Genomic DNA, 21,539 nt, shown 5'->3' with positions numbered 1-21,539 from the left:
GGCGCGAGCGAACGGCACACGGCCGGTCGCAGGATTGCTCGAAAGGTGCTGAACGCGCTGCTGGAATCCGCTCTTGAAATCGTTTACCGGCCCACGAGACCCGCGAGGCCCGTCGAACGATTTACAGATGCGGCACCGAGGCCGGCAATTCGCCGTGCGGCGTGGCGAGCGGCTCCCCTTCCATATGGCGCATGCCATGCGAGCACAGCAGCCGGTACAACGTAACGCGCGAGATGCCGAGTTCCTGGGCGGCGTCGCCGAGACGCCCGCGGTGACGCAATAGCGCCAGCTCGATCGCCTGACGTTCGGCCGCTTCACGCGCCTGCGCGAGCGACACCGGCACGATCTCCACGTACTCGGCAAGCTCGAGATCGCGCGCCGTGATCGCGCGCCCTTCCGACATCACGATGGCGCGCCGCACGCGGTTGATCAGCTCGCGCACATTGCCCGGCCAGCCGTAGTTATGCAGCGCCGCGATCGCGTCCGGCGCGAAGCCGCGCAAGCGACGGCTTGCATCTTTCTTGAAACGTTCCAGCATGTGCCGCGCGAGCAGTTCGATATCCTTACCGCGTGCGCGCAGCGGCGGTTCATCGATCTGCAATACGCACAGACGGTGGTAGAGGTCGGAGCGAAACCGTCCTTCGATCATCGCCGCGGTCATGTCCACGTGCGTGGCCGAGATGATGCGCACGTCGACGTCGATCGCGCCGTGTCCGCCGAGGCGCTCCACCTTGCGCTCCTGCAGGAAGCGCAACAGGCTCGCCTGGCTTTCAAGCGGCAGATCACCGATCTCGTCGAGGAAGAGCGTGCCGCCGTTTGCCGCTTCCACCCGGCCGATCTTGCGCTGATTGGCGCCGGTAAACGCACCGCGTTCGTAGCCGAATAGTTCGGATTGCAATAGGTGCGGCGGGATCGCGCCGCAGTTGATCGGCACGAACGGCGCATTGCGCCGCGCCGAGCGTTCGTGAATGGCGACCGCCGTCAGTTCCTTACCGGTGCCCGATTCGCCCGAGATGAACACCGGCGCGTCGGTCATCGCCACTTTGCGGATTGAACGGAACAGCGCGAGCATGGCGTCGCACGAGCCGACCATTTCGCCTTCGGCGCCTTGCGACGCATCGTTGGAAGCCGTTTCGCCGAGGGAAATCATGCCGTAGGCGTGACCCACCGAATCGACGATCCTGTCGCCCGAATACGGCACCGTGACGTAGTCGAAACAGTAGTCGCGCACGAGCCGGCGCAACGCGGCGTCTTGCAGTTGTCCCGGCATGGTGGCCGCGACCCAGCCGACATTCGGCATGGTCAGGCAGGATTCGAACGCAGCGATTTCGTGTGGCTGAAATTCGCTAGACAGATCCAGCAGGCCGCCAGCCGCCATTCCGGCGCGAACAGCCCGGCGCACGTCGCGCGCCGACCCCACGACTTCGACATGCCAGCCGCGCTGGTGAAACCGAGTATTCAGCTCCGCGCTCGGATCGCGCGAAACGTAAATCAGTTGCCGCGTTGCGGGTTCCATTATTCAGATCCTCTCGTCAACGAACGTTAAGGATGACGCACGCACCTGAAACGAGTTCAGACACGCTGACTCATTCGGGATTCGCGATATGGCAAAAACCGAACGGCCATTCCATTCCGTGCGGACAGCTGATCCCCAAGAAAGCGGCGTGTGTGTTTGAGACGGCCCGTTAGCGGGCTTTTTTAAATGTGAAGTTCTTTTTCGAGAGCTTACTATACGCGCGCCGCTTGGAAAACAATTATGCGAATTTAATCGCGCACTCCTTACGCTGTGTGGTTTCGCAGGCGATAAACAGTTATTCAGCCGACGAATAAAAGATTAGTGGAAGCGCTTCTCCCTGTGTAGACCGCAAGGTAGTTCGTACCGGCCAATTTAACGAATTACAGGTATTTCCTGCCAATCGTTTCAGCGTTGAAACGTTTTTGTCCCATTTCCGAATTGTGACTCCCACGTTTTCACTCGCATCCTCATCCCTCAATGGATTGCGCGTGATGGCACATGTTTCGCTAATTGCCGTGCACCAGGGAGACACATCATGCAACTCGCTTTCCGCATCGATCTGGGCGGCATTGCACCATGCGCGGCACTTTGCACCGCCATCGCGCTGATCATGCTGCCCATTGGCGCCAATGCACACGAGGCCGGACAGGCTTCATCCGCCACGCTGACGGAATCCGCCGATACAGGCTCCGCCATCTTTCCAAACGACGCGCTGGCCTCATCCGATCCGACGACGCGCGCCGCCAATCGTTTCTCCTGGCTTGCCGCCAACGCGCTGAGCATTCCGGCCGATGCTGCATCGGTGAACGACTTTTCGCTCGACGACCAGGCGCTCGCGCGGCAAGGTGGCGGCGCGGCCGGCATGGTGATGGAGGCCGCGACGCCGCAGCTCATGCGCGGCAACGGCGGCAGCGGCAGCGGCAGCGGCAGCGGCAGCGGCAGCAGCGTGACGCTGTGGGACGAGATCGCCCCGCCCGCGCCTTTACCGATTCCGATCGACGCGACGCGCGCCACCCAAGGCAACGCCGCCTGAATATCTCGCGTGTGACGCTGTATCGGCTGATGGGTCAGCATGGGTTGCGCGAATTGAGGACCGCCGACGAGAAAGCGGCGTCTGCCGCGCGCGATCGCGCGCCCGAATGAGGCGGCGCGGGCCGGATGCGGCCGGTGGTGTTTCGTGAACCTGTATGACGCTGCGTGAAGCCGCGTGGTCAGGCAGCCGCATCCACTGCGGCGAGCGCGCGGCTTGCAGGGCGCGTTCCGGCCGACTACGCGGCCGCCATGCCAAAACCCGCCGCCGCGGCGCGCAGCCGCGCGTCAGGTAGAATCAGTCCGGTTACGTTCCCCTTTCCATTCGATGACGACGCTCACCCTGATCGTCGCTCGCGCCAACAACGGCGTGATCGGCCGCGACAACCAGTTGCCCTGGCGACTTCCCGAAGACCTCGCGTTCTTCAAGCGCACCACCATGGGCGCGCCCATCATCATGGGACGCAAGACGCACGAGTCGATCGGCCGGCCGTTGCCGGGACGCCGCAACATTGTCGTGACACGGGATGCCGCCCGGCGTTTCCAGGGCTGCGACGCGGCCACCACGCTCGAAGACGCGCTCAAGCTCGCCGCTCAGGATCAGGCGCCGGAAGCGTTTCTGATCGGCGGCGCGCAGTTGTATGCGGAAGGTTTGCGGCAGGCGGACAAGCTGATCATCACCGAGATTTCCGCCGACTTCGAAGGCGACGCCACCTTTCCCGCGCTCGACGAAAACGAATGGGAAGAAGTCGCGCATGAAACGCATCGCGCGGATGCACCGAACGATTTCGACTACGCGTTCGTGACATATAAGCGCAAAGGCGCTTAAGGTTCTTTGGCTTGAGACGTTAGCGCCGCGCGCAAAGCAAACGGTCGGCGCCGACCGTCCGATCATGGATAAAAAAACGCCACGCAGTGACTTGCGTGGCGTTCTGCTTTTTACGGGCCAGCTAAAAACGCTGGCCGCACAGAGGCTAAACCCGCTTACTGCCCCGCGATCGTCATCCGTTCGATCAGCACCGAGCCGGTCTGCTTGGTGCCGCGCGTGATCGTATCCGCGCCGATCGCGACGATGTGGTGGAACATCTCCTGCAGCGTGCTTGCCACCGTGATTTCCTCGACCGGATACTGGATCTTGCCGTTCTCGACCCAGAAGCCCGACGCGCCGCGCGAGTAGTCGCCCGTCACGTAGTTCACGCCCTGCCCCATCAGTTCGGTCAGCAACAGGCCCGTGCCGAGCTTGCGCAGCATCTCTTCGAAGTCGTCCTCGGGACGCGTGTTCGAGCTGCGCAGCGACAGGTTGTGCGAACCGCCCGCGTTGCCGGTGGTCTGCATGCCAAGTTTGCGCGCCGAATAGGTGGACAGGAAATAGCCTTCCACCACGCCGTCTTTCACCACCGAACGCTGCCTGGTGCGCACGCCTTCTTCGTCGAATGGCGCGCTGCCCATGGCGCGCGCGACATGCGGGTCTTCGACCACTTGCACGTGCGGCGCGAACACCGGCTTGCCGAGACTGTCGACGAGGAACGAGGTCTTGCGATACAGCGCGCCGCCGCTCGTGGCTTGCACGAATGCGCCGAGAATACCCGCGGCGAGCGGCGCTTCGAACAGCACCGGCACCTTGCGCGTATCCAGGCCGCGCGCGCCGATGCGCGCCAGCGCGCGTTGCGCCGCGTAACGGCCGACCGCTTCCGGATCGGCCAGTTCTTCCGCGCTGCGGGTGGACGTGTACCAGTCGTCGCGCTGCATGTTGCGGGCGCTGCCCGCAATCGGCGCGCACGCGATGTAGTGCCGCGAGTACGGATAACCCGCCAGGAAACCGCGCGAGGTGGCCAGCACGAATTGCGAGTGCTGTGCCGAGACGCTCGCGCCTTCCGAATTCTTGATCTGCGGATCGGTCGCGAATGCGGCATCTTCCGCGCGGCGGGCGATTTCCACCGCTTCGTCCGCGGACAGATTCCACGGGTGATAGAGATCGAGGTCGCGCGGCGCCGTTTCCAGCAGTTCCGCTTCGGCGAGGCCCGCGCAATCGTCTTCCGCCGTGAAGCGGGCGATGTTGTACGCCGCCGCGACCGTGTCCTTCAAAGCCTGCGAAGAAAAGTCCGAAGTGCTCGCATTGCCGCGCTTGTTGCCGATGAACACCGTCACGCCGACCATCTTGTCGCGGTTGTGTTCGATCGTCTCGACTTCGCCGCGCCGCACGGAGACGGACAGGCCGTCGCCTTCGGAAATCTCGGTCGCCGCGTCGGTGCCGCCGAGCGACTTCGCGTGACGAAGGATGTCCGAGGCGATTTCCTTCAGTTCATCCTGGGTATGCGGAAAAAAGCGCTGCTTGACGTCCATGTCTGCTGCCATTGTCGTTGCCGTCCTGTTCGGGGCCGAGCGGCCCTGGGTGGGTTCGCTATGTTCGCTATGTTCGCTATGTTTGCTGTGTTCGCACCGGACACGCTCATGCCTCATGCCTGCAGGCGCGCCCGTGTTTGCGCGTGTGTCTGGTTGCGTATCCCGCGATCATAGCAAGGTACGCGACGCCGTACCTGGCATTCGCTGCGCCTTGCGTCAGGTCGGCCGAGCGCCGCCAGAGCGCCGCCCTGTGGTCGCTTCGCAATGCGCGAGTCCTTGCGCGCGGCGGCACCGCGGGTTCGGTGGGCGCGGCACGTTACAATATCGGCATGACACGCAAAACCCGCATTCAACCCATCGAAACCGCCGAGCCGGAAGTCGACGAGAACGGCTACGACCGTCCCAGCAAGTCCCAGCTCAAGCGCGAAATGCACGAGCTGCAGGAACTGGGCTCGGCGCTGATCGCGCTGCCTAAAGACGCGCTCAAGCGCATGCCGATGCCCGAAAAGCTCGACGACGCCGTGCGCGAAGCGCGCCGCATCACCGATCACGAAGGCAAACGCCGCCAGGTGCAATATGTCGGCCGCGTGATGCGCTCGCTGCTGGACGAGGAAACCGCCGCGCTGCGCACCGCGCTCGACACCTATAACGGCGTCAACAAGGCGGAAACGGCCAAACTCCACTGGATCGAGCGCACCCGCGAAAGGCTGCTCGCCGACGACGCCGCGCTGACCGATTTCATCCGCCAGCATCCGAACGCCGACCCGCAACAAGGCCGCACGCTGATCCGCAACGCCCGCAAGGAAGCGCAGCAGAGCAAGCCGCCGCGCTATTTCCGCGAACTGTTCCAGTGGATCAAGAACGCGGACGGACCGTCCGCGCAGACCGATTCCGACGCCGACGACGCCCTGGACGAAGACGACGATGACGACCGCGACGCCTAAGACAGCACGTCAGCACCCCGATGAGATTGTGATCGGTCTCGTGTCGATCAGCGATCGCGCGTCCACCGGCGTGTACGAAGACAAAGGTATTCCGGCCCTGCAGGAATGGCTCGGCGCGGCGCTCACATCGCCGTGGCAAGTGGTCACGCGCCTGATTCAGGACGACGCGCCGACCATTTCATCCACGCTGACCGAACTGGTCGACGAGGTGGGCTGCGATCTGGTGCTGACCACCGGGGGCACCGGCCCGTCGCGCCGCGACGTGACGCCTGAGGCGACGCTGGCCGTGGCCACCAAGGAAATGCCGGGTTTCGGCGAGCAGATGCGGCAGATCAGCCTGAATTTCGTGCCGACCGCGATCCTTTCGCGCCAGGTCGCGGTGATCCGCGAAACGGCGGAGCACGCGGCGCTGATCATCAACCTGCCGGGTCAGCCGAAGTCGATCAAGGAAACGCTCGAAGGTTTGCGCGACGCCGAAGCAGGCGACGCGGTGAAGGTGCCGGGCATTTTCGCCGCGGTGCCGTACTGCATCGACCTGATCGGCGGGCCGTACGTGGAAACCAACGCCGCCGTGGTGAAGGCGTTCCGGCCGAAGAACGCGCAGCGCGCGCCCCGGCCGGCTTAGGCGATTTTATTCGGCGCCGTTGGCGCTCTCCGGTGCCGACGGAATCAGAAAGTGCTCGCGGTAGTACTTGAGTTCGTCGATCGACTCGTGGATATCGGCCAGCGCCGTGTGCATCGCGCGCTTCTGGAAACCCTTGTAGATGGTCGGCTGCCAGCGGCGGCACAGTTCCTTCAGCGTGCTGACGTCGAGATTGCGGTAGTGGAAGAAGCGCTCCAGATCCGGCATCCAGCGCGCCATGAAGCGGCGGTCCTGGCAGATCGAGTTGCCGCACATCGGCGATTTGCCCGGCGGCACGTAGACGCTCAGGAAATCGCGGATCTGTTCGGTGGCGTCGGCCTCGCTCACCGTCGAGGCCTTCACGCGATCGATCAAGCCCGAACGGCCATGCGTGTTCTGATTCCACTGATCCATTTTGGCGAGCGTCTCGTCGCTCTGATGAATCGCGAGGACGGGCCCTTCAACTAGCCTGTCGAGCGTCGAATTCGTCACCACCACCGCGATTTCAATGATGCGGTCGGAATCGGGCTCGAGCCCGGTCATTTCCATGTCCAGCCAGACGAGATTCATGTCGCTGCGCACGAGCGGCGGCTGTTCGGTGGATGCGAGGATGTCAGTCATGAAGGCAACCCTGAGGGCCGCGCAAACGGCTTGGTGCAAGCCCGCCTGCCACGGCGATTGTTCGTTTGAGATTGGTTTGAGCGTGTTCCCGCCGCGCGGCGGGAAGAAACATATAATTCTCGCATAGATACCACGGAATCCCCGGATGCCCACCCTGTACTTCACCGTTCTGTTCGTCGTCGCCGTCGTGGCGATGGTCGGCACCAAACTGTGGCTCGCGTCGCGGCAGATCCGCTTCGTGGCCGGCCATCGCGAGCAGGTGCCGAGCCAGTTCGCCGGCACCATCGCGCTGACCGCGCATCAACGCGCCGCCGACTACACCGTCGAGCGCACGCGTCTCACCATGATCGAGATCGTCGTTAGCGCAGCCGTGCTGATCGGCCTCACGCTGCTCGGCGGTGTGCAGGCGCTCGATCTGGGCATCTCCGACTGGCTCGGCCGCGGTTACATCGGCCAGATCGCACTGGTCGCCGCGGTGATCGCGATCACCAGCGTGATCGATCTGCCGTTCGATTACTACCGGCAGTTCGTGGTCGAACAGCGCTTCGGCTTCAACCGCATGAGCAAAGGCATTTTCTTCGTCGACCGGATCAAGGGCGTGCTGCTCGGCGCCGCGTTCGGCCTGCCGCTGCTGTTCGTCGTGCTGTGGCTGATGAACCAGGCCGGCAGCCTGTGGTGGCTATGGACGTGGATCGTCTGGGTCGCCTTCCAGATGCTCGTGCTGGTGCTGTATCCGTCGTTTATCGCGCCGCTTTTCAACAAGTTCGAACCGCTCAAGGACGAAGCACTGAAGAGCCGCATCGAAGCGCTGATGCAGCGCTGCGGCTTCGCCGCCAAGGGCCTCTTCGTGATGGACGGCAGCCGCCGCTCGGCGCACGGCAACGCCTACTTCACCGGCTTCGGCGCGGCCAAGCGGATCGTGTTCTTCGACACGCTGCTCGCGCGCCTGTCGGGCAGCGAGATCGAAGCCGTGCTCGCGCATGAACTCGGCCACTTCAAGCGCCGTCACGTGATCAAGCGCATGCTCGTCACCTTCGCGATCAGTCTCGCGATGCTCGCCCTGCTCGGCTGGCTCACGCAGTGCGTGTGGTTCTATGAAGGACTGGGTGTACGGCCGTCGCTGATCGGCGGTAATAGCGGCCTCGCGTTGGTGCTGTTCTTCCTCGCGCTGCCGGTGTTCCTGTTCTTCGTGACGCCGCTCGGCAGCCTCAGCTCGCGCAAGCACGAGTTCGAAGCCGACGCATTCGCCGCGACGCAGACCGACGCGCAAGACCTGGTCAACGCGCTCGTCAAGCTATACGAAGACAACGCGTCGACCCTGACGCCCGATCCGCTCTACACCGCGTTCTACTATTCGCATCCGCCGGCGTCGCAGCGGATCGACCGCCTGCTGCGGCACGCATGAGCGGCCGCTCCCCGAAAGCGCCGCGCGCGCCGTCCAGCGCACGCGTAGGCGGCCTCGTGGTGGCCGCGCATGGCCGCCACTATCTGGTCGCGCCGGATGACGGCAGCGCCATGCTCCAATGCTTCCCGCGCGGCAAGCGCAGCGAGGTGGCGGTCGGCGATCGCGTGATTTACGAGTTGGCTTCGGCGGATCAGGGCGTGATCGTCGAGATCGGCGAACGGCGCAATCTGCTGTATCGCTCGGATCAGTACAAGTCGAAGCTGTTCGCCGCCAACCTCGATCAACTGTTGGTCGTATTGGCCACCGAACCGCATTTCAGCGAAGACCTGCTCGGGCGCGCGCTCGTCGCGGCCGAGGCGAACGAGTTGAAGCCGCTCATCGTGCTGAACAAGACCGACGTCACCGCTGAACTCGCAGGAGCGCGCAAGCGGCTCGAGCCGTATCGCGCGCTGGGTTATACGGTCGTGGAGGTGTCGATCAAGACACAGCCTGAAGCCGCGCGAGCCGCGTTGATCGAACATCTGCAGGGTCATTCGACACTGCTGCTCGGCCAGTCCGGCATGGGCAAATCGACGCTCGTGAATCTGCTGATTCCCGATGCCGAAGTCGCCACCCGCGAGATTTCGACTGCACTGAACAGCGGACGCCATACGACGACCTTCACGCGTCTTTATCCATTGCCGGGTAGCGCGGACGGCGAAGGCGGCGCGTTGATCGACTCGCCGGGTTTCCAGGAATTCGGTCTGCACCATTTGACCGAAGGACGGCTCGAGCGCGCGTTTCCGGAGTTCCGGCCGCTGTTGCCGAACTGCCGGTTCTACAACTGCCATCATTTGCAGGAACCCGGTTGCGCGATTCTCGAAGCGGTCGCGGACGGCCGCATCCGCCGCGAACGGCATGCGCTGTACGCGCAACTCGTGCACGAAGCCAGCCAGATCGTCCGCTGACATGAGACTGATGCGCACGCCGAATCTGATCATCGGCCAGCATTGGGTCAATGTGCTGGCCACTGCCGGCATAGCTTGCGAGTTGCACAATCGTTATCTGAACGGCGCGCTGGGGGATATTCCGGCGGATCAGTGTTCGCCGGAGCTTTGGCTCGTCGATGAGCGCGACGAGGCGATGGCGCGTAGGCTGATCGCCGCGGCTTCGCATGGTCCGGCGGCGGGGTCGCCTGGATGGACGTGCCGTCAGTGTGGCGAGGCGCTCGAGGCGCAGTTTACGGTCTGCTGGCAGTGCGGGACGGCGCGCGATCCGCTGGATGGGTGAAGCGGCTTATCGCTGACCGGCGGATTACGAACGGCGCCGCGGCATGGATGGAAAAGGCCGGGGGCGGTGCCCCCTACACGATTGATTTCCCATGCCTGAAAAGCGAAACCCTACGCGTCGAAGAAACGTAGGGTCGGGCGACAGACTGACAGCGGATTGCACTTTCTTTACAGTTAGTAGCGCCAGCTTGGCGGCGTCAAGCCAGCCACACCGCAATCGTCAGCATCAGCAACAAAATCATCCACAGCACCACCGCGCGCCACACCAGGCCCACGGCCGATTGCAGCGTGCGTGGCGTGCAGTCGTCGCCGACTTGCATCGGGCCGCCGTCGCCAGTGGCGAGCGCGTCGAGGCTTGACGGCTCAGCCAGCGGCCCGCTCAAACGGGCGCCCAGCGCACCGCTACCTGCCGCCAGCAACACGCCGTCGTTCGCGTCCGGCCATTGGCGCGCATGGTTGCGCCATGCATAAATCGCGTCTTCGAAATTACCGACGATCGCAAAACCCATCGACGTCAGCCGCGCCGGCACCCAGTCGATCACGAAGAAAGCACGCTGCGCAAAGCTCGAAAACGCGACGGTGCGATCGTCGACCGGCCGCGCCCACGTGCGCGCCAGATACTCGGCAATCCGGTACAGCACCGCGCCCGCCGGCCCGACCGGAATCAGAAACCAGAAGAACACCCCGAACACATGCCGATGCGAAGCGACCACCGCGTGAATCAGCGTGTGACGCACGATCTCGCTGACCGGCATGTCGACGGTATCGAGCCCGGTCCATTCGCTCAGGACTTCGCGCGCGCGCGGCACGTCGTCGTTATTCAACGCGAGGTGGATGTCCGTGAAATAGTGGCTGAACTGGCGGAAGCCCAGCGTGAAGTACAGCACCGCCACGTTCCACAGGAACGCCAGCGCAAAGTGAATGTGATACAGCACGTAGTAGACGAGCGCGACGACCAGCGTCCACGGCACCACCACCACGAGCCAGGCGAGCAGGCCATGCTTCGGCTTGCCGGCATCAAATCCGTGCGCTGCCGACTCCGCATGGTACTGAAGCAACGCGGACACCGGGTTATTCGGCGACAACGCGCGTATCTGTTCAATGATCAGAGCCAGCAATACGGAGAAAAAAGTCATGCGATGCGCCGTGCTTTTCGAGTTTTACGATTGTTTTATAACGATAGCACAGGGTCGGATGCCACTGAGCGCCGACCTCGACAAACACCCGACAAGTGCACAAGTCATGCGGCTCATGCCGCGAGGAAGCGATAGAAGTTGCGCAGCATGGCGGCCGTTGCACCCCAGATGAAATGGTGGCTACCGACTTCGCTGCTGCTCTCGTCACCTTCAGCTTCAGCCGATGCGGCGCGCGGATAGGGCATCGCGAAAAAGCGGCGCTCGCCGCCTTCATAGCGGAACACGCGCACTTCGTGGTGCGCAGGGTTCATCAGAAACGCGAGCGGCACTTCGAAAACTTCGGCGACCTCGAGCGCGTCCGCCTTCACCGTGAACGGCGGATGCACGAGGCCGATCACCGGCGTCACGCGAAAACCGGTGCCGGTCAGATAGTCGGGCAATGCGCCGAGAATTTCCACACGCGAGGGATCGAGGCCCACCTCCTCTTCCGCTTCCCGCAGCGCGGTTGCGGTGGCGTCGGCGTCGAAGGGTTCATGACGGCCGCCAGGAAAGCTCACCTGACCTGCGTGATCGTTCAGATGGTCGGCGCGCTGAGTCAGCAGGACGGTCAGGCCGTGTTCGCGGACCGCCAGCGGCACCAGCACCGCCGCGACTCGCGGATCGGCGCGGGTATCGCGCCAGGGCGCATCGACGACCATCTCGGGGGTCCAGTGAAGGCGTTGCTCGAAGCGTGCGCGCAGGCCATCAGGCGTGAGACGGTCGGCCGCCACCGGCGGCAGATCGGCGCCTGTCGCTTCGACAGGCAGGGTTTCAGGCTCAAAGACGGGGCGGGTCAACGGGTCTCTCGAAATGAGCGGATAGGGACATTCCGCTATTTTGACCTGGCAAACAAAAAAGCACCCGCGAGGGGTGCTTTTTCTTACAGCATTTACGCTTCGGCAGCGTTGCGATCTTTCTTCGCAACCAGCTTTTCCTTGATCCGGGCCGACTTGCCCGAACGGTCGCGCAGGTAGTACAGCTTCGCACGACGCACATCGCCACGACGCTTCACGACGATGCTTGCCAGCAGCGGCGAGTACGTCTGGAACGTACGCTCGACGCCTTCGCCCGACGAAATCTTGCGGACGATGAACGACGAATTCAGACCACGGTTACGCTTGGCGATCACGACGCCTTCGTAAGCCTGAACACGCTTACGCGTACCTTCAACCACGTTCACGCTGACGATCACCGTATCGCCGGGGGCGAATTCGGGGATGGTTTTCTCGCCGAGAGCGCGGCCGATTTCTTCCTGCTCGAGAATTGCAATCAGATTCATCACTGACTCCTAAGTCCATCTTGTCGACGTTCGTACCTGCCTCGTGAAAACACTTGGCTACGGCCCCGATAGAGGATGGGTTCACATCTGGCACCGTGCACGCATGCGCGGCGCCGCCTAATGTCCGCTTGCAAGACCCAAGGCTTTACGCCTTCGACTCTTCCTTCGCGAGACTCGCAAGCCATGCCTCGTCGGCACGGCTCAACATCTTGTTCTTTCTGGCCTTCACGATCAGATCGGGCCGTTTGTTCAACGTATTGCGCAAGGCTTCACGCCGGCGCCACGCCTCGATTTCCGCGTGATGGCCGCCGAGCAGCACATCCGGCACACGCACGCCGTTGTATTCCTCTGGGCGCGTGTAATGCGGGCAATCCAGCAGCACGTCGACAAAACTATCCTGCACCGCCGACTGCGAGTCGTTGAGCACGCCGGGCAACTGACGCACCACGGCGTCCATCAAGGCCATGGCCGGCAATTCGCCGCCGGACAGCACGAAGTCGCCAAGACTGACTTCTTCGTCGACCACACGGTCGAGCAAACGCTGATCGATCGCTTCATAGCGCCCACACAACAGGATCAAACCGGGCTCGGCCGCGAACTGCATGACGCGGTCGTGATTCAACGTGGCGCCTTGCGGCGACATCATCACAACGCGCGACGCGCCGATGCCCTGCTCCGCCTGCGCTGCTTTCGCGGCGCCGATCGCATCTTCCAGCGGTTTCGCCAGCATCACCATGCCGGGGCCGCCGCCGTACGGGCGATCGTCAATCGTGCGGTAGTTGTCGGTTGTGAAATCGCGCGGATTCCACGTACGCAACCCGTAGCGTTCCTGCTTCGCGGCACGGCTGGTGATACCCCAGTCGGTCAGCGCGCGAAACATGTCAGGAAAGAGCGTGACGACATCGAACTGCATCGCTCTCTCCATTCAGCGAAATTATTTAGTAATCAGCTTCCCAATCGACAGTGATCTGCTTCGCCGCCTGGTCCACCGTTTTGACAAAGACGCCGACGAACGGGATCAAACGCTCGCCGGTGACCGGCTTGCCGCTTTTGTCGGTATCCGGGTATTCGATGCGCAACACCGAGTGCGCACCGTTGTCGATCATGTCTGCAACCTTGCCGAGATTGACCCCGGCAACGTTCACCACATCCAGGCCGAGCAGGTCGACCCAGTAGAACTCGTCGGCTTCGAGAGCCGGAAATTCGCTGCGGCTGATATAGACGCGGGAGCCGCGCAGTGCCAGCGCCACATCGCGGTCAGTGACGCCGCCCAGATGGGCAACCACACTGTCGCTATGCGTTTTCGCCTGCAACGACGGCGCCGATTTGCGCTCCTGGCCTTTGATCAGCCACCAGCGCTTCGCGCTCAGCAACGCATCGCCGCCGTGGCCGGCATCCGCGTGCGCGGCCACCTTGACCCAGCCTTTGAGGCCGTAAGCGTCGACGATTGCGCCGACCTCGACCGCATCGGCCGGCCAGCTTTCCACCGTTTCCATGCGCATTTCCGCCGCACCGGACCCGGCGTTTGCAACTTGGGCTTTCGCCTTGCCTTCGGCTTTTTCGACCGGCTTGCGGACGAATGCACCGAACGGCGCCTGACCAGACGTCTTCGCGCGCGGGGCTGCTGCCTTTACGCGACCTGAACTGCCGGAATCACGTTCAGACATAAAAACACCTTGAAGATAACCTCGCTGCCAGCTTCGACGCCTGCTTCAGCAAAACACCTTGCGCATCGCACTGCTCACGCAAATCGCGCGACCCGACGACGATACGCATGCCAGCTACCATTAAGCAGCCGGCTGCGCCTTTGCAGCTTCCTTCACGAGGCGCTCGACGGTCGGCGACAGTTGTGCGCCAACGCCTTGCCAGTACGTCAGGCGGTCCTGAGCGATACGGAGGGACTCGCCCTTCGTAGCGACCGGGTTGTAGAAGCCAACGCGCTCGATGAAGCGGCCGTCACGACGGTTACGCGAATCGGTTGCGACGATGTTGTAGAACGGGCGCTTCTTGGAGCCGCCACGAGCCAAGCGGATGATGACCATACTAGAATCCTTGAAAACCGGGGTTCGGAACGACTGAAACACGCGATTATAGCGGGAAACCGACGCCATAACAAACACTTACCCGGATAAACTGAACGACGGGGTTGCGCCGGCCGTACAGGCGGGAGCCCGAAACCACGCCGAAACGCCCGAATTACCTGACGGAGCGCCCGTGAAACTCCTGCCGCGAATTGTGTTTTTGCGCGCTTTCTGTACCATCGCCACGCGATTCTTCGCCTCGGCGCGCGATTTGCGAAGCCGGGCGCTTCGCATAGGCACGGCCGTGTTGCTCGCCGCAACTGCCCTGCCATGCCTCGCCGCGCTACCCGTGGACCGGATCAAACTGCCGCCGGGCTTCCATATCGAGGTCTTGTCGGATGCCGTGCCGAGCGCGCGAGCCATGGCGCTCTCGCCGAAGGGCATTCTCTATCTAGGCAGCCTCGACGGCCACGTCTACGCGCTCGAATTGCAGAACGGACGTGTGACGGCCCGCCACGTAATCGCTTCCGGCCTGGAAACGCCGGCGGGTGTAGCGTGGCACGATGGAGCGCTCTATGTATCCGCAGTGTCGAAAATTGTACGCTTCGATGCGATCGATACTCACCTGAACGGTCCGTCCAAACCGGCCGTCGTGATCGACACCTTGCCCACGGAGACGCACCACGGCTGGAAATTCATCGCGTTCGGCCCGGACGGCAAGCTCTACGTGCCGCAAGGCGCGCCCTGCAACGTCTGCCTGAAAGATCGCAACCGTTTCGGGCTGATCGGCCGCATGGACCCGGACGGCAGTCACTACGAAGTCGTGGCGCGTGGCATTCGCAATTCCGTTGGCTTCGCGTGGCATCCCTTGACGCATGAAATGTGGTTCACCGACAACGGCCGCGACCTGCTTGGCGACGACGTGCCGGACGACAAGCTCAACCGCGCGACGCGCGCCGGAATGGATTTCGGCTTTCCGTACTGCCATGGCGGCGACACGCCCGATCCCGAGTTCGGCAAGGACCATCCGTGCAGCGCGTTTACGCCGCCCGCGGTCAAACTCGGTGCGCATGTCGCGGCGCTCGGCATGCGCTTTTACGACGGCCCGATGTTTCCGGCCGCCTACCGGAACACTATTTTTATCGCCGAGCACGGTTCGTGGAATCGCAGCAAGAAGGTCGGCTATCGCGTCGTGCACGTGGTTACAAATCCGGATGGCAGCAATGCCCGCCAGGAAGTGTTTGCCGAAGGCTGGCTGCAATCCGGCGAAACCGAATGGGGACGCCCCGCCGACGTGCTGCCACTGCCCGACGGTTCGCTACTCATCAGCGACGACTACGCCGGCGCAGTCTATCGCGTCACCTACTCGGCGCCGTAGCCCGCTTCGCGTGTCAAGCAACGTCAAACGCCGTGCGCTCGAGAAGCCTGGCCAGTCAATCGACCGCCGGCACCCGGCGCCGTCGATCCAGCCAGTTCCGCGTTCGTCACACCACTCGCCAAGCTGCCATGATCACCCGCTGCACCGCTGCCGCGACCACCTACCCTTCACCCCGCGGCTGAGAGCGCCTTCGCCCCTGCCGCGACTACCCGTCACGTGACCGGCGGCCCATGGCGGGCGTAAAATGCGCGTCGGTCCGCGCGCACTGCGCGCTGCTCCTTTCGACCGCCTGTCACTCTGCTCTGGCCTACATGTCCACCCTTGTCTCGACTTCCCCGCGTTTTAGATCCAAGACGATTACCGCTGCACTGGCGTTCTTCTTCGGCAGCCTCGGCGCTCACCGGTTCTATCTGTACGGCATGCGTGACATCTACGGATGGGCACACGTGCTCGGCACGCTGATCGGCATTCCGGGAGCCATGCTCCTCGTGGCGAGCGAACGCGCTTCGACGCTCGGCTGGGTGCTGGCCTTTCCCGGCGCGATCTCGCTGATCGCCGCGTTTCTCGCCGCGATCGTCTACGGGCTGCGTCCGGACGAAAAGTGGGACGCGCAATTCAACGCCCAGACCCAGCGCAAAAGCCGCTCCGGCTGGACCGTCATTTTCATCGTGATCTTTTCGCTGCTGATCGGCGCCTTCCTGCTGATGACGGGTCTGGCCATTTCGTTCCAGACGTACTTCGAAAGCCAGGTGCAGGCGGCCAAAGCGCTCTCGCAATGATCCGCCGCGCGTCGCGCTAGAAAAGATTCAGTTGAGGGTCGTCGTGTGCCGGCTTATCGGCACGCGGCACGTCGGCCGGGCGAAAGTGCGACATATCCAGAATGCCGCGGTCCCGGCGGTTCAACCCCAGGCGGCGCACCGCCTTGTGGAATCGCTGCTTGAGCAGATCCGCCCACAAGCCTTCGCCTTTCATGCGCGTGGCGAACGAAGAGTCGTAGTCCTTCCCGCCCCGCATGTCCCGCACGCGACTCATCACCCGATCGGCACGATCTGGAAAGTGCGCCGCGAGCCAATCCTTGAATAGCGGCGCAACTTCCCACGGCAGACGCAACACGATGTAGCTCGCGTTGCTCGCGCCGGCTTCCGCGCAGGCCTCCAGCACGCGCTCCATGTCCGGTTCGGTCACGAACGGAATCACCGGCGCGATGCTGACGCCGACCGGAATGCCCGCCTCGCTCAACGTGCGGATGGCGCGCAAGCGCCGCGACGGCGTGGCCGCGCGCGGCTCGAGCGTGCGAGCGATCTCGGCGTCCAGCGTGGTGATGGTGATGGCCGCCATGAATTGCCCGCGCGCCGCCATGGGCGCCAACAAATCGAGATCGCGTTCGATCAGCGACGACTTGGTGATCGCCGCAAACGGATGCTGACGTTCGCTGAGCACTTCGATCACCCTGCGCGTGAGCCGCAGATCGCGCTCGACGGGTTGCCAGGCGTCCGTATTGACGCCCAGCGCGATCGGCTCCGGCACATAGGAGTTCTTCGACAGTTCCCGCTCGAGCAACTCCGGCGCATTAATCTTGGCGTAGATCCGGCTTTCGAAGTCGAGGCCCGGCGACAGTCCCAGATAAGCGTGCGTGGGCCGCGCAAAACAATAAATGCAGCCGTGCTCACACCCGCGATACGGGTTCAGCGACACGCTGAACGGAATATCCGGCGACGCATTGCGCGTAAGAATGGTCTTGGCCCGTTCTTCGAAGACCTGCGTGCGCAAGACTTTGGGTTCGTCATCGTCTTCCGGCGCCGACAGCCAGCCGTCGTCCACCGCTTCGCGCTGGTCGACTTCGTAGCGGCCTTGCAGGTTCGTCACCGCGCCACGGCCTTTGCGAGGCGCGGGCGGCGCGATCGGAAATTCGTTGACGGAGTGGGAGTCGGAGTCGGTCACGGCTGGAACACGTAAAAACGCAAAACGGAAAAACGGCGCAAAACACCTGTACAAATATACAGTGTTTACGCCGTTTGTCGAGCCCCGCCGAGCGCTGTCGCGCGGATCAATCCCCTACCGGAATCGTCAGCGTTTCCTTGATCTCCTCCATCACCACGTAGCTCTTCGACTGCACCGCGCCGGGCAGTTGCAGCAGGATGTCGCCTAGCAGTTTCCGGTAATCGGCCATTTCGCCGATGCGCGCCTTGATCAGATAGTCGAAATCGCCCGACACCAAATGGCATTCCAGCACCTCGGGGATCTTCTGCACCTCGCGGCGGAACTGGTCGAACATGTTGCCGCTCTTGTGATCCAGCGTGATCTCGACGAACACCAGCAGCGCCGCGCCCAACTCCGCCGGATTCACGCGCGCGTGGTAGCCGGTGATCACGCCATCGCGCTCCATCCGCTTGACGCGCTCGATGCACGGCGTGACCGACAGTCCAACCTGTTCGGCCAGGTCCTTCATGGCGATGCGGCCGTCCTGCTGCAGCAGCCGCAGGATCTTGCGATCGAGTTTGTCGAGGGCCCGGACCGGTTGGCGCTGTGTACGCATGATGTTTTTGCTGAAAATCTTGAAAATACAATAACAAAACCTGCCTGACTGTTAATAGTATAGCGGTTAACACTGGGCGATCCGCGATACACCTTGTTAATCGAACGAATTCCACCGAATCGACAAGCGCACCGTCCTCAGACCTCATTTGAATACCTGGAGCATCTATGCGAGTCGTCATTTTGGGCAGTGGCGTCGTCGGCGTGACCAGCGCGTATTACCTGGCGCGCGCGGGACACGAAGTGACCGTGATCGATCGCGAGGCCGGCCCGGCGCTCGAAACCAGTTTCGCCAACGCCGGCCAGATCTCGCCGGGCTATGCGTCGCCGTGGGCCGCGCCTGGCGTGCCGCTGAAAGCCGTGAAGTGGATGTTCCAGAAACACGCGCCGCTGGCAATCCGCCTCGACGGCACGCAATTCCAGTTGCAATGGATGTGGCAGATGCTGCAGAACTGCACGTCGTCGCGCTATGCGGTAAACAAGGGCCGCATGGTTCGCCTCGCCGAATACAGCCGCGACTGCCTGCAAGCGCTGCGCGCCGAAACCGGCATTCAATATGAAGGCCGCACCGGCGGCACGCTCCAGGTGTTCCGCACGCAGCAGCAATTCGAAGGCGCCGCGAAAGACATCGCCGTGCTGCAGGAAGCCAACGTGCCGTATGAACTGCTGTCGCCGGCCGAACTCGCGCGGGCCGAGCCGGCGCTCGCCGCGGTGTCGCACAAGCTGACCGGCGGTCTGCGCCTGCCAGGGGACGAAACCGGCGACTGCCAGATTTTCACCACGCGCCTCGCCGCGCTGGCTGAGGAACTGGGCGTCAAATTCCGCTACAACACGCCGATCGACGCACTCGCAATGGCCGGCGACCGCATCGCCGGCGTGAAGTGCGGCGAAGAACTGGTGCGCGCGGATTCGTTCGTCGTCGCGCTGGGCTCGTATTCGACCGGCTTCCTGTCCGGTCTCGTGAAGATTCCGGTGTATCCGCTCAAGGGTTATTCGATTACCGCGCCGATCGTCAACGAAGCGTCGGCGCCGGTGTCCACCGTGCTCGACGAAACCTACAAGATCGCGATCACGCGTTTCGACGACCGGGTTCGTGTGGGCGGCATGGCCGAGATCGTCGGCTTCGACAAATCGTTGCGCCAGGCGCGCCGCGAAACGCTGGAACTGTGCGTGAACGATCTGTTCCCGGGCGGCGGCGATACGTCGAAGGCGACCTTCTGGACCGGTCTGCGCCCGATGACGCCAGACGGCACGCCCATCGTCGGCCGCACTCCCGTGCCGAACCTGTTCCTCAACACGGGCCACGGCACGCTGGGCTGGACGATGTCGTGCGGTTCAGGCCAACTGCTCGCCGACGTGATGTCGGGCAAGCAACCGGCCATCAAGGCGGACGATCTGTCGGTGCATCGCTATCTCGGCGAGGTTGGTGCCGCGCATCGCCCGGCTTATGCCTAAGTTTTAGCAACGACGCTTCGCCAGAACGGTAGCGCTGGTTTGTGAACGTACAGACCAGCGCCACAAAAACAAACGGCGCCTGACAAGGCGCCGTTTGTTTTTTCAAGCGTAGTGAAAAGCCGCGTCAGAACTGATCTTCCGACAAAGCCAGCACACTCTCTCCACCCTTCGCGTTGACAATCGACGCCTCGAACGCCGACGCCAGCGGCAGCACATGCTCCGCATAAAACTGCGCGGTCGCGATCTTGGCGCCGTAGAACGAGTGGTCTTCGTCGCGCTTTTGAGCCGCCACCAGCATCGCGCGCGCCATCTGCCAGCCGCCCAGCACGACGCCCGCGAGTTTCAGATACGGCACGCTGCCGGCGAACACCGCGTTCGGATCGCCCTTCGTATTGGCTACAACGAAATCCACCGCGGCAGCCAGCGATTGATGGCCCTGCGCGAGGTACTTCTTCATCGAGTCGAACGCAGGGCCTTGCTGTGCGCCGAGTGCTTCGATCGTCGCAGCCACCTCGGCGAGCAGCGACCTCGCCACCTTGCCGCCGTCGCGAACGGTCTTGCGGCCGATCAGGTCGTTGGCCTGAATCGCGGTCGTGCCTTCGTAGATCGGCAGAATGCGCGCATCGCGGTAGTACTGCGCGGCGCCGGTTTCTTCGATAAAGCCCATGCCGCCGTGTACCTGCACGCCGAGGCTCGTCACATCGATCGACAACTCCGTGCTCCAGCCCTTCACGATCGGCACGAGGTATTCATAGATCGCCTGATGCTCCGCGCGCGTTGCTTCGTCGGGATGACGATGCGCGATGTCGCAGTGCGCCGCGGCCACATAAGCCAGCGCGCGCGATGCTTCGGTGAGGCCGCGCATGGTCGAGAGCATACGGCGCACGTCGGGGTGCTGAATGATCGCCACTGATTGCTTCGCGGAGCCATCCACGGGACGGCTTTGCACGCGATCTTTCGCGTACGCCACCGCTTTCTGATAGGCGCGATCCGAAATGCCGACGCCTTGCATGCCGACAGCAAAACGGGCCGCGTTCATCATGATGAACATGTACTCGAGGCCGCGATTCTCCTCGCCGATCAGATGACCGATCGCGCCGCCGTGGTCGCCGAATTGCAGCACCGCGGTCGGGCTCGCCTTGATGCCGAGCTTGTGTTCGATCGACACGCAATGCACGTCGTTGCGCTCGCCGAGCGAACCGTCTTCGTTGACGAGAAACTTCGGCACGATAAAGAGCGAAATGCCTTTCACGCCTTCCGGTGCATTCGGTGTGCGCGCCAGCACAAGATGGGCGATGTTCTTCGCCATGTCGTGCTCGCCCCACGTAATGAAAATCTTCGTGCCGAACAGCTTGAACGAACCGTCGCCCTGCGGCTCGGCGCGCGTACGCACCAGCGCGAGATCGGAACCGGCCTGCGGCTCGGTCAGGTTCATCGTGCCGGTCCATTCGCCGGAAATCAGCTTGGGCACATAGGTTTGTTTTTGCGCTTCGGTGCCGGCGGTGAGCAGCGCTTCGATCGCGCCGTCGGTCAACAACGGACACAGCGCGAACGACAGGTTCGACGCGTTAAGCATTTCGACACACGGCGTCGCGATCAGCTTCGGCAGGCCCTGGCCTTCGTAGTCGACGGGATGTTGCACGCCTTGCCAGCCACCTTCGCCGAACTGGCGAAACGCTTCCTTGAAGCCGGGCGTCGCGGTGACCACACCGTCTTTCCAGCTGCTCGGATTGCGATCGCCTTCGACATTCAGCGGCGCCAGCACGCTACCGCACAGTTTCGCCGATTCTTCGAGAACAGCCTGCGCGGTCTCGAGGTTCGCGTCTTCGAAGCCCGGCAAGCTCGCGATGTCTTCGAGACCGGCCAGTTCTTTCATCACGAACAGCATGTCCTTGATGGGCGCCGTATAGCTCATTTCAGTTCTCCTCCCGCTTCTGATATAAAAAAG

General features: G+C 63.0%; 22 protein-coding genes. 10 read left to right on the top strand and 12 right to left on the bottom strand.

From position 1 onward, the window contains the following. Window positions 1–121 precede the first annotated feature (121 nt). On the bottom strand, window positions 122–1,516 hold the full coding sequence (locus B0G82_RS11085) for a sigma-54 dependent transcriptional regulator (protein ID WP_106283797.1): 1,395 nt from the start codon (window positions 1,514–1,516) through the stop codon (window positions 122–124). A 535-nt stretch (window positions 1,517–2,051) separates the two neighbouring features. Here B0G82_RS11085 and B0G82_RS11080 point away from each other — a divergent pair. Both B0G82_RS11080 and B0G82_RS11070 read left to right on the top strand, forming a co-directional pair. Beyond that, window positions 2,052–2,549 (top strand): hypothetical protein, encoded by a 498-nt coding sequence (locus B0G82_RS11080; protein ID WP_121307385.1) that lies wholly within the window; start codon window positions 2,052–2,054, stop codon window positions 2,547–2,549. Between the two features lie 324 nt (window positions 2,550–2,873). Next, window positions 2,874–3,374: a dihydrofolate reductase gene (locus B0G82_RS11070; RefSeq protein WP_106283800.1), complete on the top strand. Its 501-nt coding sequence runs from the start codon at window positions 2,874–2,876 to the stop codon at window positions 3,372–3,374. 155 nt (window positions 3,375–3,529) lie between these two features. On the opposite strand, the gene pmbA is transcribed toward B0G82_RS11070, so the two are convergent. After that, window positions 3,530–4,900, bottom strand: a complete 1,371-nt coding sequence (gene pmbA, locus B0G82_RS11065; RefSeq protein ID WP_116139640.1) for a metalloprotease PmbA — start codon at window positions 4,898–4,900, stop codon at window positions 3,530–3,532. Between the two features lie 317 nt (window positions 4,901–5,217). On the opposite strand from pmbA, the gene yjgA reads away from it, so the two are divergent. Together yjgA and mog are read left to right on the top strand one after the other, a co-directional pair. Beyond that, the gene (gene yjgA / locus B0G82_RS11060; protein ID WP_121308655.1) at window positions 5,218–5,832 is read left to right on the top strand and encodes a ribosome biogenesis factor YjgA; all 615 of its coding nucleotides are present in this window, start codon (window positions 5,218–5,220) and stop codon (window positions 5,830–5,832) included. Next, window positions 5,813–6,457: a molybdopterin adenylyltransferase gene (gene mog, locus B0G82_RS11055; RefSeq protein WP_121307383.1), complete on the top strand. Its 645-nt coding sequence runs from the start codon at window positions 5,813–5,815 to the stop codon at window positions 6,455–6,457. Before yjgA ends, mog begins: the two co-directional genes overlap by 20 nt. A gap of 6 nt (window positions 6,458–6,463) precedes the next feature. Here the strand turns inward: mog and orn are convergent, their stop codons facing one another. After that, on the bottom strand, window positions 6,464–7,075 hold the full coding sequence (gene orn, locus B0G82_RS11050; protein WP_116118010.1) for an oligoribonuclease: 612 nt from the start codon (window positions 7,073–7,075) through the stop codon (window positions 6,464–6,466). Window positions 7,076–7,220: 145 nt separating this feature from the next. On the opposite strand from orn, the gene B0G82_RS11045 reads away from it, so the two are divergent. The 3 genes from B0G82_RS11045 to B0G82_RS11035 are packed head-to-tail and all read left to right on the top strand — an operon-like array spanning window position 7,221 to window position 9,749. Then, a complete protein-coding gene (locus B0G82_RS11045; RefSeq protein WP_121307382.1) occupies window positions 7,221–8,480 on the top strand; it encodes a M48 family metallopeptidase in 1,260 nt (419 codons plus the stop codon). Continuing rightward, window positions 8,477–9,427: a ribosome small subunit-dependent GTPase A gene (gene rsgA, locus B0G82_RS11040; protein ID WP_106283805.1), complete on the top strand. Its 951-nt coding sequence runs from the start codon at window positions 8,477–8,479 to the stop codon at window positions 9,425–9,427. The genes B0G82_RS11045 and rsgA overlap by 4 nt, the downstream gene beginning before the upstream one ends. Window position 9,428: 1 nt before the next feature. After that, on the top strand, window positions 9,429–9,749 hold the full coding sequence (locus B0G82_RS11035; RefSeq protein ID WP_121307381.1) for a DUF2007 domain-containing protein: 321 nt from the start codon (window positions 9,429–9,431) through the stop codon (window positions 9,747–9,749). Window positions 9,750–9,945: 196 nt separating this feature from the next. Here B0G82_RS11035 and B0G82_RS11030 read toward each other — a convergent pair whose 3' ends face one another. The 6 genes from B0G82_RS11030 to rpsP all read right to left on the bottom strand — a co-directional run bounded on the left by B0G82_RS11030 (window position 9,946) and on the right by rpsP (window position 14,244). After that, window positions 9,946–10,884: a CobD/CbiB family protein gene (locus tag B0G82_RS11030; RefSeq protein WP_106283807.1), complete on the bottom strand. Its 939-nt coding sequence runs from the start codon at window positions 10,882–10,884 to the stop codon at window positions 9,946–9,948. A 113-nt stretch (window positions 10,885–10,997) separates the two neighbouring features. After that, on the bottom strand, window positions 10,998–11,720 hold the full coding sequence (locus tag B0G82_RS11025) for a CoA pyrophosphatase (RefSeq protein WP_121307380.1): 723 nt from the start codon (window positions 11,718–11,720) through the stop codon (window positions 10,998–11,000). A gap of 92 nt (window positions 11,721–11,812) precedes the next feature. After that, window positions 11,813–12,202, bottom strand: coding sequence for a 50S ribosomal protein L19 (gene rplS / locus B0G82_RS11020; protein ID WP_106283809.1), 390 nt, complete (start codon window positions 12,200–12,202; stop codon window positions 11,813–11,815). 145 nt (window positions 12,203–12,347) lie between these two features. After that, window positions 12,348–13,115, bottom strand: coding sequence for a tRNA (guanosine(37)-N1)-methyltransferase TrmD (gene trmD, locus B0G82_RS11015; RefSeq protein WP_106283810.1), 768 nt, complete (start codon window positions 13,113–13,115; stop codon window positions 12,348–12,350). A gap of 25 nt (window positions 13,116–13,140) precedes the next feature. Next, window positions 13,141–13,869, bottom strand: coding sequence for a ribosome maturation factor RimM (rimM, locus tag B0G82_RS11010; protein WP_116139628.1), 729 nt, complete (start codon window positions 13,867–13,869; stop codon window positions 13,141–13,143). Window positions 13,870–13,989: 120 nt separating this feature from the next. Next, window positions 13,990–14,244: a 30S ribosomal protein S16 gene (rpsP, locus tag B0G82_RS11005; RefSeq protein ID WP_007180912.1), complete on the bottom strand. Its 255-nt coding sequence runs from the start codon at window positions 14,242–14,244 to the stop codon at window positions 13,990–13,992. A gap of 172 nt (window positions 14,245–14,416) precedes the next feature. On the opposite strand from rpsP, the gene B0G82_RS11000 reads away from it, so the two are divergent. Together B0G82_RS11000 and B0G82_RS10995 are read left to right on the top strand one after the other, a co-directional pair. Further along, window positions 14,417–15,601 carry a PQQ-dependent sugar dehydrogenase gene (locus tag B0G82_RS11000; RefSeq protein WP_121307379.1) on the top strand — a complete coding sequence of 395 codons (1,185 nt, stop codon included), beginning with the start codon at window positions 14,417–14,419 and terminating at the stop codon, window positions 15,599–15,601. Window positions 15,602–15,912: 311 nt separating this feature from the next. Next, complete coding sequence (locus B0G82_RS10995; RefSeq protein ID WP_116148289.1) at window positions 15,913–16,380, top strand: NINE protein; 468 nt, start codon at window positions 15,913–15,915, stop codon at window positions 16,378–16,380. Between the two features lie 16 nt (window positions 16,381–16,396). Here the strand turns inward: B0G82_RS10995 and B0G82_RS10990 are convergent, their stop codons facing one another. Together B0G82_RS10990 and B0G82_RS10985 are read right to left on the bottom strand one after the other, a co-directional pair. After that, window positions 16,397–17,542, bottom strand: a complete 1,146-nt coding sequence (locus B0G82_RS10990) for a PA0069 family radical SAM protein (RefSeq protein ID WP_121307378.1) — start codon at window positions 17,540–17,542, stop codon at window positions 16,397–16,399. A gap of 106 nt (window positions 17,543–17,648) precedes the next feature. Then, the gene (locus B0G82_RS10985; protein WP_106283820.1) at window positions 17,649–18,137 is read right to left on the bottom strand and encodes an Lrp/AsnC ligand binding domain-containing protein; all 489 of its coding nucleotides are present in this window, start codon (window positions 18,135–18,137) and stop codon (window positions 17,649–17,651) included. A 167-nt stretch (window positions 18,138–18,304) separates the two neighbouring features. Between B0G82_RS10985 and B0G82_RS10980 the strand changes: the two genes are divergently transcribed. After that, window positions 18,305–19,591, top strand: a complete 1,287-nt coding sequence (locus B0G82_RS10980) for a D-amino acid dehydrogenase (RefSeq protein ID WP_121307377.1) — start codon at window positions 18,305–18,307, stop codon at window positions 19,589–19,591. 124 nt (window positions 19,592–19,715) lie between these two features. On the opposite strand, the gene B0G82_RS10975 is transcribed toward B0G82_RS10980, so the two are convergent. Next, complete coding sequence (locus tag B0G82_RS10975) at window positions 19,716–21,506, bottom strand: acyl-CoA dehydrogenase (protein ID WP_121307376.1); 1,791 nt, start codon at window positions 21,504–21,506, stop codon at window positions 19,716–19,718. Window positions 21,507–21,539: the final 33 nt, after the last annotated feature.

It is taken from the genome of Paraburkholderia sp. BL17N1 (assembly GCF_003634175.1).
Taxonomy (GTDB): domain Bacteria; phylum Pseudomonadota; class Gammaproteobacteria; order Burkholderiales; family Burkholderiaceae; genus Paraburkholderia.
Note: the sequence above shows the minus strand (reverse complement) of the source record. Positions and strands in the feature narration are given on the sequence as shown.